17 protein-coding genes are annotated in these 14,889 nt (G+C 59.0%); 11 read left to right on the top strand and 6 right to left on the bottom strand.

Annotation, left to right across the window (positions count from 1 at the left end; all coding sequences use genetic code 11):
* Positions 1–265: 265 nt before the first annotated feature.
* Positions 266–1,267: a glycosyltransferase gene (locus J0F90_RS14135; RefSeq protein ID WP_028127489.1), complete on the top strand. Its 1,002-nt coding sequence runs from the start codon at positions 266–268 to the stop codon at positions 1,265–1,267.
* A 70-nt stretch (positions 1,268–1,337) separates the two neighbouring features.
* Positions 1,338–1,577, top strand: a complete 240-nt coding sequence (locus J0F90_RS14130; RefSeq protein ID WP_033640082.1) for a YoaH family protein — start codon at positions 1,338–1,340, stop codon at positions 1,575–1,577.
* A gap of 34 nt (positions 1,578–1,611) precedes the next feature.
* Here the strand turns inward: J0F90_RS14130 and purT are convergent, their stop codons facing one another.
* Entirely contained in the window at positions 1,612–2,790 is a 1,179-nt protein-coding gene (gene purT / locus J0F90_RS14125; protein ID WP_033640083.1) for a formate-dependent phosphoribosylglycinamide formyltransferase, read from the bottom strand.
* A gap of 246 nt (positions 2,791–3,036) precedes the next feature.
* On the opposite strand from purT, the gene cspE reads away from it, so the two are divergent.
* The 5 genes from cspE to yebF all read left to right on the top strand — a co-directional run bounded on the left by cspE (position 3,037) and on the right by yebF (position 5,966).
* Positions 3,037–3,246, top strand: coding sequence for a transcription antiterminator/RNA stability regulator CspE (cspE, locus tag J0F90_RS14120; RefSeq protein ID WP_004927572.1), 210 nt, complete (start codon positions 3,037–3,039; stop codon positions 3,244–3,246).
* Between the two features lie 147 nt (positions 3,247–3,393).
* On the top strand, positions 3,394–4,776 hold the full coding sequence (gene dbpA / locus J0F90_RS14115; protein ID WP_033640084.1) for an ATP-dependent RNA helicase DbpA: 1,383 nt from the start codon (positions 3,394–3,396) through the stop codon (positions 4,774–4,776).
* An 88-nt stretch (positions 4,777–4,864) separates the two neighbouring features.
* The gene (locus J0F90_RS14110; RefSeq protein ID WP_033640085.1) at positions 4,865–5,188 is read left to right on the top strand and encodes a YebG family protein; all 324 of its coding nucleotides are present in this window, start codon (positions 4,865–4,867) and stop codon (positions 5,186–5,188) included.
* A 39-nt stretch (positions 5,189–5,227) separates the two neighbouring features.
* On the top strand, positions 5,228–5,536 hold the full coding sequence (gene yqfB, locus J0F90_RS14105) for a N(4)-acetylcytidine aminohydrolase (RefSeq protein ID WP_004927562.1): 309 nt from the start codon (positions 5,228–5,230) through the stop codon (positions 5,534–5,536).
* A gap of 70 nt (positions 5,537–5,606) precedes the next feature.
* The gene (yebF, locus tag J0F90_RS14100; RefSeq protein WP_016927415.1) at positions 5,607–5,966 is read left to right on the top strand and encodes a protein YebF; all 360 of its coding nucleotides are present in this window, start codon (positions 5,607–5,609) and stop codon (positions 5,964–5,966) included.
* A 57-nt stretch (positions 5,967–6,023) separates the two neighbouring features.
* Here the strand turns inward: yebF and J0F90_RS14095 are convergent, their stop codons facing one another.
* From J0F90_RS14095 to mdtH, 5 genes are all read right to left on the bottom strand, one after another.
* On the bottom strand, positions 6,024–6,587 hold the full coding sequence (locus J0F90_RS14095) for a lipoprotein (protein ID WP_016927416.1): 564 nt from the start codon (positions 6,585–6,587) through the stop codon (positions 6,024–6,026).
* A 152-nt stretch (positions 6,588–6,739) separates the two neighbouring features.
* On the bottom strand, positions 6,740–8,380 hold the full coding sequence (locus J0F90_RS14090; protein ID WP_033640087.1) for an ABC1 kinase family protein: 1,641 nt from the start codon (positions 8,378–8,380) through the stop codon (positions 6,740–6,742).
* 32 nt (positions 8,381–8,412) lie between these two features.
* Complete coding sequence (gene grxB, locus J0F90_RS14085) at positions 8,413–9,060, bottom strand: glutaredoxin 2 (protein WP_033640089.1); 648 nt, start codon at positions 9,058–9,060, stop codon at positions 8,413–8,415.
* A gap of 127 nt (positions 9,061–9,187) precedes the next feature.
* Complete coding sequence (locus J0F90_RS14080) at positions 9,188–9,436, bottom strand: hypothetical protein (protein ID WP_016927419.1); 249 nt, start codon at positions 9,434–9,436, stop codon at positions 9,188–9,190.
* A 73-nt stretch (positions 9,437–9,509) separates the two neighbouring features.
* Positions 9,510–10,715 carry a multidrug efflux MFS transporter MdtH gene (mdtH, locus tag J0F90_RS14075; protein ID WP_033640091.1) on the bottom strand — a complete coding sequence of 402 codons (1,206 nt, stop codon included), beginning with the start codon at positions 10,713–10,715 and terminating at the stop codon, positions 9,510–9,512.
* A gap of 346 nt (positions 10,716–11,061) precedes the next feature.
* Here mdtH and rimJ point away from each other — a divergent pair, with 346 nt between their 5' ends.
* From rimJ to murJ, 4 genes are all read left to right on the top strand, one after another.
* Positions 11,062–11,646, top strand: a complete 585-nt coding sequence (rimJ, locus tag J0F90_RS14070) for a ribosomal protein S5-alanine N-acetyltransferase (RefSeq protein WP_028127485.1) — start codon at positions 11,062–11,064, stop codon at positions 11,644–11,646.
* A 9-nt stretch (positions 11,647–11,655) separates the two neighbouring features.
* Entirely contained in the window at positions 11,656–12,303 is a 648-nt protein-coding gene (locus J0F90_RS14065) for a YceH family protein (protein WP_033640092.1), read from the top strand.
* Positions 12,296–13,216: a Gfo/Idh/MocA family protein gene (locus J0F90_RS14060; RefSeq protein WP_033640093.1), complete on the top strand. Its 921-nt coding sequence runs from the start codon at positions 12,296–12,298 to the stop codon at positions 13,214–13,216. The genes J0F90_RS14065 and J0F90_RS14060 overlap by 8 nt, the downstream gene beginning before the upstream one ends.
* A gap of 106 nt (positions 13,217–13,322) precedes the next feature.
* The gene (gene murJ, locus J0F90_RS14055; protein ID WP_033640094.1) at positions 13,323–14,858 is read left to right on the top strand and encodes a murein biosynthesis integral membrane protein MurJ; all 1,536 of its coding nucleotides are present in this window, start codon (positions 13,323–13,325) and stop codon (positions 14,856–14,858) included.
* Positions 14,859–14,889 lie beyond the last annotated feature (31 nt).

Genomic DNA, 14,889 nt, shown 5'->3' with positions numbered 1-14,889 from the left:
ATAAATTTATTATTTCTGCTTGTTATTAGAAGCGGGAGAGATGTTGTTATGCCCGATTTTAGCCAACGTCGCTGCCCTTTGGAATTAATGGCTTAATTACTCAGCGCTTTTCTGGCGCTGGTTTGAGAAAGAAAGGCCGGTTCGGTCCCATTAGTCACCGCGGGAATTTGCAGGTTTCACGCCTATCCCAAGCGTACGCTGACCGAATGAGCCTTTTAGAAAAATAAAATTATTATTTTGTTACATTATCATTGAAGAGCTGACTATGTCGTTAATGCTGAGCGTGATCGTCCCGATGCACAATGCGGGGGAGTTATTGGAGCCTTTCCTGGCCTCGCTGCTGGCCCAGCGTGAGCAACGGTTGGAGGTGATCATCGTCAATGATGGTTCCACCGACGGTTCAGGAGAGATCGCACACCGTTACGCGGCGGTACATCCGCATATTCGTGTGATCGATCAGGCCAATGCCGGTGTTTCTAACGCGCGTAATGCCGGGCTTGCCGTTGCCCAAGGCAAATATGTGGCGTTTCCCGATGCCGACGACTTGCTGGCGCCGGAGATGTATTCCACGCTGCTGGAACAGGCGGAACAACATCAATTAGACGTGATGCAATGTAATGGCGAACGCTATTTTACCAGCCAAGATGAATTGCAGCTGATTTTTCCTGAGGCGCGTTTGCGCACCACCGACGTTATCACCGGCGTGCAGTGGTTTGAACGTGCGCTGAAATCGCGAAAGTTTATTCACGTTGTATGGCTGGCAATATATCGCCTCGACTTTATTCGCCAGCATCGGCTTTATTTCGAGCCGGGATTACATCACCAGGATATTCCCTGGACGACGGAAGTCATGTTTAATGCCAAACGGGTCAAATATTTAAGTACGCCGCTGTACCGTCAACGGGTGCACGACAAGTCGATCAGTAACCGTCGCCGCATCGGTAAGGCGAACGTGGAGTATCAACGCCACTATATGAAAATCGTCGAAATGCTGGAGCGGCTCAACCAGCGCTATGCGGGCACTGTCGCCATTCGTCCGGCTTTCCATTGGCAAATCACCCGCGAAGCGCTGGGCATTTGCCACAGCATTCGTCGTGAGCCGGAACCGGCCGCTCAGAGTCAGATCACCGAAGAATTCTATCAGCGCGGCATCGACAGAGCGATGTTCGCCAATGCGCGCGGCCTGAAGCAGGGGTGGCATGTCATGCTGTGGCGGCATCGCCTGAAGCAGTGGCGCAACGATAACGGCTGTTCGCAACCGGCCTGAGGCACCAGACGTTGGGATCCGCCGCGTTAGCGCGTATACTCCTTCTCCCTTTTGCCGGAGAGAACGACACATGCATGCAGGTATGCCATTACTGAATCACGCGGAGCAGCAGGAAGCGGCGGATCGCATCCATCAACTGATGGAGCAGGGCATGAGCAGCGGTGAGGCCATTGCTCGCGTTGCGCAGGAAATTCGCGAGAAGCATCAGGGCGCTCAGGTTGCGGTACTGTTCGATGATGAAGACGAGCAGCATGAGGCCGCACCGGAGGCGTCGCCGGATGACGATGCTGAAGAAGACGAAGACTATTGACGTTATCGGGGCCGCGCAAGCGGCCCCGTGAGTATCAGCCGTTGACCGCCACGGCGGCGGCGGCTTGTTTCGCTTGCTCCACCGCCAGTTCCGTCGTGCTCGCCGTCGCCAGCGCCACGCCCAGGCGACGCTGCCCGTCGATCTCCGGTTTGCCGAACAGACGCAGCTGGTTGTGCCCGCGCAGCGCATTTTCCAGGCTGCTGAAACGCACATCGCTGCTGGTGAGCTGCGGCAGGATCACCGCTGAAGCGGAAGGGCCGAACTGGCGGATGGCGCCAATCGGCAACCCGAGAAACGCGCGAACGTGCAGGGCGAACTCGGACAGATCCTGTGAGATCAACGTAACCATGCCGGTATCGTGCGGCCGCGGAGACACTTCGCTGAAGATCACGTCGTCGCCGCAGACGAACAGCTCCACGCCGAACAGTCCGAACCCGCCCAGGGCTTTCACCACCTTCTCCGCGATAGCCTGAGCACGGCTCAACGCCGTGGCTGACATGCGCTGCGGTTGCCAGGATTCGCGATAATCTCCGTCTTCCTGACGATGGCCGATCGGCTCGCAGAAATGTACGCCGTCCACGGCGCTGATGGTCAGCAACGTAATTTCAAAATCAAATCTTACCAACCCTTCGACGATCACCCGGCCGCCGCCGGCGCGTCCGCCCTGTTGCGCGTAATCCCAGGCGCTTTGCAGCTGCTCAGGCGTGCGGATCAGGCTTTGTCCTTTGCCGGAAGAACTCATCACCGGTTTGACGATGCACGGGTAGCCGATGTGCTCGACCGCTTGCCGGAAAGTCGCTTCGCTGTCGGCAAAGCGGTAGCTGGAGGTGGGCAGGCCAAGTTCTTCCGCCGCCAGACGGCGGATGCCTTCGCGGTTCATGGTCAGGCGCGTGGCTTCGGCGCAGGGCACCACGCGGTGGCCCTGACGTTCAAGTTCGACCAGCATGGCGGTGGCGATCGCTTCGATTTCGGGAACGATATAGTCCGGCCGCTCTTGTTCGATAACGGCTTTCAGCGCGTCACCGTCCAGCATATTGATGACGTGACTGCGGTGCGCCACATGCATGGCGGGAGCGTCGGCATAGCGATCGACGGCGATCACTTCCAGGCCGAGGCGCTGGCATTCAATGGCGACTTCTTTACCCAGCTCCCCGGAGCCGAGCAACATGACGCGGGTGGCGGAAGGACGCAGGGCGGTTCCAATCGTTAACATAGTTTCGTACCTGGATCGGTGAAAGTAAGCGGATTGATGATCGGCGGGCAGTATATACGAAAACGATTGCGTTCACAGCCGCCACGCCAGGTTTGTTGCTAACTTACTGTTTTTATAACAAGCAGAAATATTTGCCCTGCCTGGGCGATTGTGCGTTAATAAGCGACGGCGAAAGAAGGCCTATATATAGCAAGGTTTTCGCGTCTCGTGCCGTCAAGGCAGGTTTATCAAGTAAAGGAAACACAAATGAGCAAGATCACTGGTCACGTTAAATGGTTCAACGAAAGCAAAGGCTTCGGCTTCATCACGCCTGCCGACGGTTCTAAAGACGTTTTCGTTCATTTTTCCGCTATCGTTAGCGATGGTTTCAAGACCCTGGCTGAAGGCCAGCAGGTTGAATTCTCCATCCAGGACAGCCAACGTGGCCCTGCCGCAGCCAACGTCGTTGCGATTTAACGACTGCGTTGCCAAGAAACCCGCCGCCGGCGGGTTTTTTTATGCCCGCAGCCCGTAACGCCGCCCATCTCTGTTATCATTTACCGCTGATTCGGCGCCAACCTGCGGGCGCGCCGCCATTCCATTCGTCATATAAGAGTTATCGCCGTGAGCACAGTTTCTTTTTCTTCCCTGCCGCTGCCAGCCGAACAGTTGGCCAACCTCAACGAACTGGGGTACGCCGAAATGACGCCGGTGCAGGCCGCCGCGTTGCCCGCTATCCTGCAAGGGCGAGACGTGCGCGCCAAGGCGAAAACCGGCAGCGGCAAAACGGCGGCATTTGGCATTGGCTTGCTGAATAACATCGTCGTTACGCAGGTTGCCACACAGGCGCTGGTGCTCTGTCCCACCCGCGAGTTGGCCGATCAGGTGAGCAAAGAGCTGCGTCGCTTGGCGCGTTTCACGCAAAACATCAAAATTCTGACGCTGTGCGGCGGCCAACCGATGGGGCCGCAGCTCGATTCGCTGGTGCATGCGCCGCACATCGTGGTGGGGACGCCGGGCCGTATCCAGGAACACCTGCGCAAGAAAACGCTGCAGCTGGACGAGCTGAAGGTGCTGGTGCTGGATGAGGCCGATCGCATGCTGGACATGGGGTTCGCCGACGACATCGACGATGTGATCAGCTATACGCCGCCGCAACGTCAGACGTTGCTGTTTTCCGCCACGTACCCGGCAGGCATCGAGCGCATCAGCGCGCGCGTTCAACGCCAGCCGCTAAGCGTCGAGGTGGACGATGGCGAAGCGCAGGCCTCCATCGAACAACGCTTTTATGAGACTACGCGCGATCAGCGCCCAGCGCTGCTGGTGTCGGCCATTCGCTATCATCAACCTGCGTCCTGCGTGGTGTTCTGCAATACCAAACGCGACTGTCAGACGGTGCTTGAGGCCCTGGAGGCCCGCGGCATCAGCGCGCTGGCGCTGCATGGCGATCTGGAACAGCGCGACCGCGACCAGGTGTTGGTGCGTTTCGCCAACCGCAGTTGCCGGGTATTGGTGGCGACCGACGTCGCCGCACGCGGGCTGGATATTAAAGAGCTGGAGCTGGTGGTCAACTACGAACTGGCGTTCGATCCCGAAGTGCATGTACACCGTATCGGCCGCACCGGCCGCGCCGGCATGAGCGGGCTGGCGATCAGCCTGTGCACGCCGCAGGAAATGGCGCGTGCGCACGCGATTGAAGACTATCTGCAGATGAGCGTCGACTGGTCGCCGGTGTCCGAGCTGAGCGGGGCGGCCAACGGCTCGCTGGAGGCGGAAATGGTGACGCTGTGCATCGACGGCGGCCGCAAGGCGAAGATTCGTCCCGGCGATATCCTTGGCGCGCTGACCGGCGACGCCGGGCTGACGGCGGCGGAAGTGGGCAAGATAGACATGTTCCCGGTGCATGCCTACGTCGCGATCCGCAAAGCCAGCGCGCGCAAGGCGCTGCAACAGTTGCAGCAGGGCAAAATCAAAGGCAAAAGCTGCAAGGTGCGGCTGCTGAAATAAGCCGAAGGCGGGCGGCGGTTTGCCTTCCCGCCACGATCTATTTATACTGTACATAATTACAGTAATTTGAGTATTTGAGGACGCACGCATGGCGGTTGAAGTTAAATATGTGGTGGTGAGAAACGGTGAGGAAAAAATGACTTTCGCGAGCAAGAAAGAAGCCGACGCCTACGACAAAATGCTGGATCTGGCGGACAACCTTGGGGAGTGGCTGCTGCAGGCGCCGCTGAACCTGGATGACGAACAGCGCGAAGGGCTGAGCTTCTTCCTGGCGGAAAATAAAGATGCGCTGGGTCTGATTCTGCGCGGCGCATCGCCGGCGGAAACCCTCAAGACACCGGCGGAAAGCAAAGCGAAAAAAGCGGCCTCTAACCCAAAAGAGGGATCTGCGTCAGAAAAGCAGGCGGCATAATGACTTATGTTGCGGTGTTGTGATGAAAAAGGATCTAAAATGAGCCGTGAAATAACTTTCTTCAGCCGCTTTGAGCAAGACATTCTGGCCGGGCGCAAAACCATCACCATTCGGGATGCCAGTGAGTCGCATTTCGAACCGGGCGAGGTATTGCGCGTCAGTCGCAATGAGGACGGCGTATTTTTCTGCTTTATCGAAGTGCTGTCGGTAACGCCGGTGCGTCTGGATGCGCTGACCGAACGCCACGCGCAGCAGGAGAACATGTCGCTCGGCGAACTGAAGCAGGTGATCAAGGAAATCTATCCGGGCCTGGATGCGCTGTTTGTCATTGAGTTCGTCAAACGGTAACCCTTTGCCGACGCCCTGTTGTGAGCCAGGGATGGGCGCCCGGATAGCGCTAATCACAACGGGAGGACATATGAAAAAAACGGGTTTGGCTATCGCCTTGTTGGCCATGATGGGAGCATCGACGGCGGTGTGGGCGCAGGATCACGAACAGCGCGCCGCCAAGGTAGGCCAGTGTGCGGGTCTGCAACCGGCGGATATCGCCGCCCAGGTCAAGCGCGACTTCTTGCAGAACCGCATTACGCGCTGGGAGTCGGACAAAAAGCTGCTGGGCACCGCAACGCCGATCGCCTGGGTTAGCCCGGATGCCATCAGCGGCAAGGATCAGATATGGCAGGTGCCGTTGACGGTGCGTGGCACCAAGGCAGATAAAACCTACAACGTGACGCTCAACTGCAACACCGGTGAAATCGCCTACAGCGCCCCGCAGTAACGCTTTCCCGGCAATAAAAAGCCCGCCGAGCGGCGGGCTTGATGTCCTCAGACGGCGTCAGTCGCTGAATGGGATCACCAATTCACCCGGTTTCACTTCCAACCCTTTCGCCAGTTTTTTCGCCAGCGCTTCGGTTTTGCTGTTGTCAGGATTCAGCACATAAGCCGGCTTTTGGTCGAAGTAGGATTTCAGCGACTGGTTCAGATACGGCGTCAGCGCTTTCATTACCGTCTGCATTTTTTCCGGCTGCACGCTGTAATCGGTCAGCTCCATGTCCTTCAGGAAAATGGCGCCCTGCGCCCGGTCGTAGACCGGCTGCGCCTTCAGCGTCAGCTTCAGATCCGCGGTCTGCGGGCCGAGAATCGACGTGATGTTGACCTTGGCGTCGCCGGAAAGGGTGACTTTACCCGGTTCACTGCGGCCGATTTGGCTTTGCAACTGAGTCAGCACGATGTTGGCGTCCAGCAGGCCGGGCACGCCGATCTGCTTCTGGTAGTCGTTATGTTTCTGCAGGTAATCATTCACTTCCTGCTCGCTCAGGGTGTACTGGGTCAGTTGATTGCAACCGGCCAATACGCCGGCGAACAGCAGGGCGGCTGCGCCCATCAGGATCTTCTTCATTAATGCCTCATTGCGACTGCTGGCGAAAAGTGCTGCAGATAATTGATTAATCATTATAAACGTTCCGCCTGCGCGTGAAAACGGCAGGCGGCGATGTGCAGAGGATAGTGCGCGCAAAAGCGGGCGACACCTATCGGATAACGCCGAAAGCGTCAGCGCCGCAATCGCAGCGCCAAGAGGATCACGCCGGCCAGGCAGGCCGCTCCCCCCAACAGCGGGAACAGCGGAATGCCCCACAGCTGCAGTGAGGAGTGCATCAGATAAGGCGCCAGGCCCAGGGCAAAAGCGGCGGTGACAATGGCGATAGCCAGGGTGACGGCGGCGCGTTCCAACGCCTTGCTCAACTGGCCGAGATTACTGATGTTGATATCGGCATTGAGCTGCCCGCGTTTTAGGCGGCGCACCAACAGCCGCAGGGTTTGCGGCAGTTCTTCCCCGGCGTCGAGCGCTTCCCCACCCAGGGCCAACAACCGCTGACGCACGGCGTCAGGGGCATAGCGTTGCAGCACCGTTTGTTGCAGCATCGGTTTGAGGGTGGCGACGATGTCGAAGGCCGGATCCAATCGGTGCAGCACGCCGTCGGCGGTGATTAACGCCTTGAACAGCAGCACCAGATCGGGCGGCAGCGCCAACTGGTGTTCACGCGCCATCACCAGCAGGTCGGTCAGAGCCTTGCCCAACGTCAGGGTGGCGGCGGCCTGTTTGTCGAGAAAGTTTTGCGCCGCCAGCTCCAGATCCATCAGATCCAGCGGCTCGCTGTCCGACCAGGCGATCAGCGTGTTGACGATGCCTTCGGACTGACGATCGGCAATGGCCTGCAGCAGCAGGAGCAGCTGGTTGCGCCGCCGTTCGGACAGCTGGCCCACCATGCCGAAGTCGATGAAGCCGACGCGGTCGCCGCTCAGCGCCATCACGTTGCCGGGGTGCGGATCGGCGTGATACAGCCGGTGCTCCAGCACCATGCTCATAAAGGCGCGGGCGCCGCGCTGCGCCAGCAGCGGGCCGTCAAAGCCCGCTTCCGCCAACTGCCGGGGGTTCTCCGGCGCGGTGCCGGGCAAGTACTCCTGCACTAACAGACGCGGGGAAGACCATTGCCAATAGATTTTTGGCACGACCACGTCGGGTTCACGCGCGAACATGCCGGCGACGCGATCGCAGTTATGCCCTTCATGGGTCAAATCCAGTTCATGATTGAGCGCCGTCGCTAGCGCTCTGACCATCTGCCGTGGTCGATAGCGCGCCAGCGCCTGACTCTGCTGCTCTACGGTTTCCGCCAGCGAGGCCAGCAGCCGCAGATCGGCGTGAATGGTTTTCGCCAGGCCGGGCCGCAGCACTTTCACCACCACTTGTTCGCCGCTGTGCAGGCGCGCGCGGTAGATTTGCGCCATCGACGCCGCCGCCAGCGGTGTGCGATCGAATTCGGCAAACAGTTGCTCGGGATCATCGCCGAGATCGGCAACGATCTGCGGCGCCAGCGTTTCCCATGGCAGCACCGCCGCCTGGCTGTGCAGGCGATCCAGTTCGTCGGTCCAGGCCGGATCCAACAGGTCAGAACGCGTGGCCAGGATCTGGCCGAATTTGACGAAGGTTGGGCCTAGCGCCTCGAGCGCTTCGCGCAGCCGCTCGGGCAGGGTTTGGGCGTCCAATTGGGCGGGTTCAGCGCGGGCGCCGCGCAGCAAAGCCCCCAGGCCCAGCAGACGCAGAACGTCTTGCAGGCCGTAACGAATCAGAACGGAGGTAATTTCCTTCAGCCGCGCCCGATCGCGAGCGGTGGCGAGCACCATTTTCAGCATCAGTACGCCATATCCTTTGGGTTATTCAAACGTTATTGTTCCATGTCCAGCAGCAACGGCACTTCGCTGCGTTGCGCCATGCGGTTGCGGTAGGTTTCCACGTTGTCCGGCAGCGCAACCCCGGCGACGATCGACAACGAGCGCAGCAGCGGGAACAGGTGGATGTCGTCCTCGGACAGCTCGCCGTTTACCGCTTCGGCGGAGACGATCAGCGGTGACAGGGTTTGCAGATCGGCCTCCAACTGGGCGATCAGATCGGCGCTGTTGGCGAGATGCTCGGCGAAATCACCGATTGACGCCTGCTTTTTATCGATAAAATAACGGCGGGCGCTGTCGGTGGCGAACTCTTCGAAATCGGCATGCGCAATACGCGGCAACAGCAATTTTGCGCTGTACTCGCCGACCCGCTGCAGCCACTCGGCAATGGCGGGGTTGGTGCGGCCGGTCAGCACCGGCTTGCCGTCCAGGTTATCGACATAGCGTACGATATCCAGGCTTTCCGGCATCGCTTCGCCGTCGTCTTTGACCAGGATAGGCACCATTTTTTGGCCGATCAGGTTGAGCGGGGTCGTCTCATCGTCGTTGAGCAACGTGACCAGGCGAATCGGCAGACGTTTCAGGCCGAAAATCATGCGGGCTTTAACGCAGAATGGGCAATGATCGTAAATGAACAGTTTCATGCTTGCTCCGGGTTGTCAGGTTTTAACAGCAATAGTTACCACAGCTTATCGAGGCTGTCTTGACGTGCGTGTGTTGGATGGTGCGTTATTGCGATATTGCCCGCGCACCGGCGCGGGCTAGGGGGCGTTATTTCTTGGCCGGTACCGAGTTGAGCACATCGATCAGGTGAATGCGAGCTTCTTCCAAGTCGATTTTGTCACGTTCGTTGGTGGCGGTGACGACCTGCAGCTGTTTGATAATATCGTTTTTCAGGCCGGCGTCGCTGGCGAGGATATGGGCCAGGGCCTTTTCCACCAGGGTGGAACGCGCATAAATCATGCGCAAGTTCAGTATCATATGTTCGAGTAGTTGCGGTAATTTTGCTTCTTCGTTCATGCCGACGGGCTCCTGTGGGTGTTTTTACTAACAGGATAGCAGCTGTTGCCGATTCGGCCGGATTTCTATGGCGTTAACCGCCGCGCAGCATCATCGATGCACTGCGCCGCGGGCTGAACTGCCAGTACAGCGCCAGCAACGTAGCGAAGCCCACGGCTCCAAGCAGCAACCAGGGTAACTCCGGCATGTTCATCGTCCGTCCGGTATCGTACATCCAGCCGCCGCCGGTGTAACCTAACGCGCCACCCAGCGCCAGACCAAGGCGGCTGAAGCCCATATAGCTGCCACGCGCACGTGGATCGGCCAGCGAAGCGCTCAGCGTCTCGCGCGCCGGTTCGGCGATGATCGATCCCAGATAGAAGCAGCAGATCAGCGTGAACACGCCCTGCAAGCTGGTGGCGAGACCGATCGGCAACAGGCTGAGCGTCATCAGCAACAGGCCCGCCATCAGGCGCTGCTCAAGCCGGAAGTGTTTCTCTCCCCAACGCGCCAGCGGATAGAGCAGCGACAACGACAGCGCCGCTTCAATCGCATACATCCATTTCACCGCCGCCGGTGAGCCGGCGATTTCGTTAACCACGATCGGCATCATCAGCATCACCTGTACCGCCAACATGTAATAACCGGTCAGCGTCAGGACATAGGTGAGGAAGCGGCGATCGCGCACGACCCGCAGCATGCCTTCCTTCATCGGTATACGCACGGTAGAGATGCGGTAAGCCGGCAGTAGCCAGGCGTTCCAGCCAGCGGCGAGCACGAAGATCGCCGCCCCCACCCAGCAGACAAAGTGGAAATCGTACTGCAGCAGCCAACTGCCGATCAGCGCGCCGACCACTGCACCTGCGCTGTCCTGCATCATCAGCAGCGAGAAAAAACGGCCGCGTTCGTGCGGACGGGTCAGTTTGATCACCAAAGCGGTGCGCGGCGGATCGAATAACGTGCCGCCGAGGGCGGACAGCGCACAGGAGAACCACAGGATCCAAGGCTCATCCGCCATCGCCATGGTAGCGAAACCGGCGGCGCGCAGCAGCATGCCGGTGACGATCATCGGCTTGGCGCCGAAGCGATCGGCGATGGCGCCGCCAAAGATGCCGAGCCCTTGTTGCAGCAGCTGGCGCAAACCCAGCGCGATGCCGACGATCAGCGCCGCCCATCCTAATTGATCGACAAAGCGGATCGAAATAAGCGGGAACACGACAAAGAAGCCTAAAACCACCAGCAGGTTGTCGAGCAACAGAAAATATTTACCCAAGCTGCGCGCTTGCGACACCAGAGACATGCATCACCATGAGCAATTAAGAGAGAGGGGGAAGGCAACCCCACCATTCTCTACCCAATTGCCGGACGGCGACAGGGGCGGAGTAGATAATATTTTTTTATCGTCAAGGTGTTACCTGCGCTGCAAAATAGGCGGAAAAACGCTGTAAAACGCGTATTCGGTGATTTACTGAGCGACCGGGATTTTACCTCGAGGGCGGGCTACGGTTATATTGAATGCAGGGAAGTGCGGTTCTGAGGCGCTATTGGCTAAATAAAGTCATGGCATTAGATCGGCGCCGGATAATTAACCATGCGACTTCCCAATAAATACTTCTTATCGAACCGTTTTGACTGCGGGGGAAATGATGTTCGGCTACCGCTCTGCATCGCCAAAAGTACGTCTTACTACCGACCGGATGGTGGTCCGTTTAGTGCATGAACGGGACGCCTATCGTCTGGCGGATTATTATGCCGAGAACCGAGCCTTTCTCAAACCCTGGGAGCCGGTGCGCGACGAAAGCCACTGTTATCCTTCCGGCTGGCAGGCGCGTCTGGGCATGATCGCTGAAATGCAAAAGCAGGGCAGCGCCTACTATTTTATCCTGCTCGATCCGCAAGAGCAGGAAGTGCGCGGCGTGGCGAACTTCAGCAACGTGCTGCGCGGTTCGTTTCACGCCTGTTTCCTCGGTTATTCGCTGGGGGAGAAATGGCAGGGACAGGGGCTGATGTTCGAAGCCTTGCAGTCCGCCATCCGCTATATGCTGCGCCAACAGCGCATGCACCGCATCATGGCCAACTATATGCCGCACAACCAGCGCAGCGGCGCATTGCTGACGCGTCTGGGATTCGAACGCGAAGGTTACGCCAAGGATTACCTGCTGATCGACGGCCAGTGGCAAGACCACGTTTTGACGGCATACACCAATAAAGAGTGGCTCCCCCCACGTTGAGGCCAAACGATGAAATATGAATTGAACGCCAGAGAGGCTCGGGTTATCGGCTGCCTGTTGGAAAAACAGGTCACGACCCCGGATCAATACCCGCTTTCGCTGAATGCCATTACGCTGGCATGTAACCAAAAAACCAACCGTGAACCGGTGATGGATCTGAGCGAAAGCGAAGTGCAGCAGCTCCTCGATCTGTTGCTGCGCAAACATTTCCTGCGCACCCTCAGCGGGTTCGGCAACCGGGTAGTGAAGTACGAACAGCGGTTTTGCAACTCCGAGTTCGGCCAACTGAAACTTTCGCCCGCCGAACTGGCGGTGATCGCCACCTTACTGCTGCGCGGCGCGCAAACGCCCGGCGAGCTGCGCACCCGTACCAATCGGATGCACGAGTTCAGCGATGTCAGGGAAGTCGAACAGGTGTTGCAACAGCTGGCCACGCGAGAAGATGGCCCGTTCGTGGTGCGCCTGGCGCGTGAGCCGGGCAAGCGCGAAAGCCGATTCATGCATCTGTTCAGCGGCCAGATTGATGAAGCGCCGCCCGCGGCGTTCGAATCCGAGGACGACGGCGAACTGAGCGCCAGGGTTAGCGCATTGGAAAGCGAAGTGGCGGAACTGAAACGGCAGTTGCAACACCTGTTGGTGAGGGATGCGAATGACTAAATTGCGTGTAGGCGTGGTGGGATTGGGCAGTATCGCGCAGAAGGCTTACCTGCCAATCCTCGGTCAGGCGGCGGATTGGACTCTGGTGGGCGGTTTTTCGCCCAATCAGCAAAAAGCGCAGCCGCTGTGCGACAGCTACCGCATGGCCTGTTTCTCCCGGCTGGACAGCCTGGCCGAACAGTGCGACGCGGTCTTTGTTCACAGCAGCACCGCCAGCCATTTTTCGGTCATTGGCGAGCTGCTGAACCGCGGCGTGCACGTTTACGTCGATAAACCGCTGGCGGAGACGCTGGAGCAGGGCGAGCAGTTGCTTGAGTTGGCCGAGCGGCGGGGCAAAACGCTGATGGTGGGGTTCAACCGCCGTTTCGCACCGCTTTACCGGCAGCTCAAGCAGCAAATGAATCAGCCGGCCTCCATTCGCATGGATAAACATCGGGCGGACAGCGTCGGCCCGCACGATCTGCGTTTTACCCTATTGGATGATTACCTGCACGTGGTGGACACGGCGCTGTGGCTGGCGGGCGGAGGCGAGCAACTGCTGAGCGGCAGCGTGCGCGCCAACGCCGCAGGCGAAATGCTGTACGCCGAGCACCACTTCGCCTGCGGCGACACGCAGGTGACGACCAGTATGCATCGCCGCGGCGGCAGCCAGCGCGAAAGCGTGCAGGCGGTGACCGACGGCGCGCTGTATCAGTTGACCGATATGCGCCACTGGCTGCGTGAAGATGCGCAGGGCGAGTTGGAACAACCGGTGCCGGGCTGGCAAAGTACGCTGGTGCAACGCGGCTTCGACGGTGCGGTGCGGCATTTCCTTGATGCCGTCGCCAATCAGAGCGCGCCGGAAACCGGCGGCGAACAGGCGCTGCTTGCCCAGCGGGTGGTCGAGCGTTTGCTACGGGATAACTCTATGTAACATATGGCGGTAGCTATTCTTTTCCGGATGCGTAAACTGAGCCGATTGTTTCACTGACGCCTGCTGTTGCAGGCGTTGATATTTACGGTACCTATCAGACAACCACATGAACCTACTCAAATCCTTGGCTGCCGTCAGCTCGATGACGATGTTTTCGCGGGTGTTGGGCTTTGCCCGCGATGCGATCGTCGCGCGGGTGTTCGGGGCCGGCATGGCAACGGACGCCTTCTTCGTGGCGTTCAAACTCCCGAATCTGTTACGCCGTATCTTTGCCGAAGGCGCGTTTTCGCAGGCCTTCGTGCCGATCTTGGCCGAATACAAGAGCCAGCAGGGTGAAGAAGCGACGCGCACCTTTATCGCCTATGTCTCCGGGCTGCTGACGCTGGTGCTGGCGGTGGTGACGGTACTGGGGATGTTGGCCGCGCCCTGGGTTATCTATCTCACCGCGCCGGGCTTTACCGATACGCCCGACAAGTTTGCCCTGACGTCGGCGCTGCTGCGCATCACGTTCCCCTATATTCTGTTGATCTCGCTGGCGTCGCTGGTGGGGGCGATCCTCAATACCTGGAACCGCTTCTCGATCCCGGCCTTTGCGCCAACGCTGCTTAACGTCAGCATGATTGGCTTCGCGCTGTTCGCCGCGCCGTATTTCCACCCGCCGGTGCTGGCGCTGGCCTGGGCGGTGGTAGTGGGCGGCGTGCTGCAACTGGGCTACCAGCTGCCGCACCTGCGCAAGATCGGCATGCTGGTGCTGCCGCGCCTCAAATTGGGCGATGCCGGAGTCTGGCGGGTAATGCGTCAGATGGGGCCGGCGATCCTTGGGGTGTCGGTCAGCCAAATCTCGCTGATCATCAACACTATCTTCGCATCGTTCCTGGTATCCGGCTCGGTGTCCTGGATGTACTATGCCGACCGCCTGATGGAATTTCCTTCCGGCGTGTTGGGTGTGGCATTAGGCACCATCCTGCTGCCGTCGCTGGCCAAAAGTTTCTCAAGCGGCAACCACGACGAGTATTCGCGCCTGATGGATTGGGGGCTGCGCCTGTGTTTCCTGCTGGCGCTGCCGAGCGCCATCGCGCTGGGCATATTGGCCAAACCGTTGACCGTCTCGCTGTTCCAGTACGGCAAGTTCAGCGCCTTTGACGCGGCGATGACGCAGCGCGCGCTGGTGGCTTACTCGGTGGGGCTGATGGGGCTGATCGTGGTTAAAGTGCTGGCGCCGGGCTTCTATTCGCGGCAGGACATCAAAACGCCGGTCAAGATCGCTATCATCACGCTGATCATGACGCAGGTGATGAACCTGGCGTTTATTGGTCCGTTGAAGCATGCCGGCCTGGCGCTGTCGATCGGCTTGGCGGCTTGCCTGAACGCCTCGCTGCTGTATTGGCAGCTGCGCAAGCAGAAGATTTTCCAGCCACAGCCGGGTTGGGCGCTGTTCCTCACTAAGCTGGTGATCGCCGTGCTGGCGATGTCGGCGGTGCTGATTGGCGTGATGTGGCTGATGCCGGCTTGGGATCAGGGCAATATGCTGGAACGTTTGCTGCGTTTGGCTGCGGTGGTGGTGGCCGGTGTGGTGGCCTACTTTGGCGTGCTGGCCGGGTTGGGCTTCCGCCCGCGTGATTTTGCGCGCCGCGTCGCCTGAGCCGAATGCAAGAACAAAAAAAGGTCGCCTT

The organism is Serratia marcescens subsp. marcescens ATCC 13880, assembly GCF_017299535.1.
Taxonomy (GTDB): domain Bacteria; phylum Pseudomonadota; class Gammaproteobacteria; order Enterobacterales; family Enterobacteriaceae; genus Serratia; species Serratia marcescens.
This window is presented reverse-complemented; position numbering and strand designations above follow the sequence as displayed.

Bases quoted from the DNA above. Each gene is read 5' to 3' on its own strand.
- J0F90_RS14135 (WP_028127489.1), top strand. From the start codon at position 266: ATGTCGTTAATGCTGAGCGTGATCGTCCCGATGCACAATGCGGGGGAG.
- J0F90_RS14130 (WP_033640082.1), top strand. From the start codon at position 1,338: ATGCATGCAGGTATGCCATTACTGAATCACGCGGAGCAGCAGGAAGCG.
- purT (WP_033640083.1), bottom strand. From the start codon at position 2,790: ATGTTAACGATTGGAACCGCCCTGCGTCCTTCCGCCACCCGCGTCATG.
- cspE (WP_004927572.1), top strand. From the start codon at position 3,037: ATGAGCAAGATCACTGGTCACGTTAAATGGTTCAACGAAAGCAAAGGC.
- J0F90_RS14110 (WP_033640085.1), top strand. From the start codon at position 4,865: ATGGCGGTTGAAGTTAAATATGTGGTGGTGAGAAACGGTGAGGAAAAA.
- yqfB (WP_004927562.1), top strand. From the start codon at position 5,228: ATGAGCCGTGAAATAACTTTCTTCAGCCGCTTTGAGCAAGACATTCTG.
- yebF (WP_016927415.1), top strand. From the start codon at position 5,607: ATGAAAAAAACGGGTTTGGCTATCGCCTTGTTGGCCATGATGGGAGCA.
- J0F90_RS14095 (WP_016927416.1), bottom strand. From the start codon at position 6,587: ATGAAGAAGATCCTGATGGGCGCAGCCGCCCTGCTGTTCGCCGGCGTA.
- J0F90_RS14090 (WP_033640087.1), bottom strand. From the start codon at position 8,380: ATGCTGAAAATGGTGCTCGCCACCGCTCGCGATCGGGCGCGGCTGAAG.
- grxB (WP_033640089.1), bottom strand. From the start codon at position 9,060: ATGAAACTGTTCATTTACGATCATTGCCCATTCTGCGTTAAAGCCCGC.
- J0F90_RS14080 (WP_016927419.1), bottom strand. From the start codon at position 9,436: ATGAACGAAGAAGCAAAATTACCGCAACTACTCGAACATATGATACTG.
- mdtH (WP_033640091.1), bottom strand. From the start codon at position 10,715: ATGTCTCTGGTGTCGCAAGCGCGCAGCTTGGGTAAATATTTTCTGTTG.
- rimJ (WP_028127485.1), top strand. From the start codon at position 11,062: ATGTTCGGCTACCGCTCTGCATCGCCAAAAGTACGTCTTACTACCGAC.
- J0F90_RS14065 (WP_033640092.1), top strand. From the start codon at position 11,656: ATGAAATATGAATTGAACGCCAGAGAGGCTCGGGTTATCGGCTGCCTG.
- J0F90_RS14060 (WP_033640093.1), top strand. From the start codon at position 12,296: ATGACTAAATTGCGTGTAGGCGTGGTGGGATTGGGCAGTATCGCGCAG.
- murJ (WP_033640094.1), top strand. From the start codon at position 13,323: ATGAACCTACTCAAATCCTTGGCTGCCGTCAGCTCGATGACGATGTTT.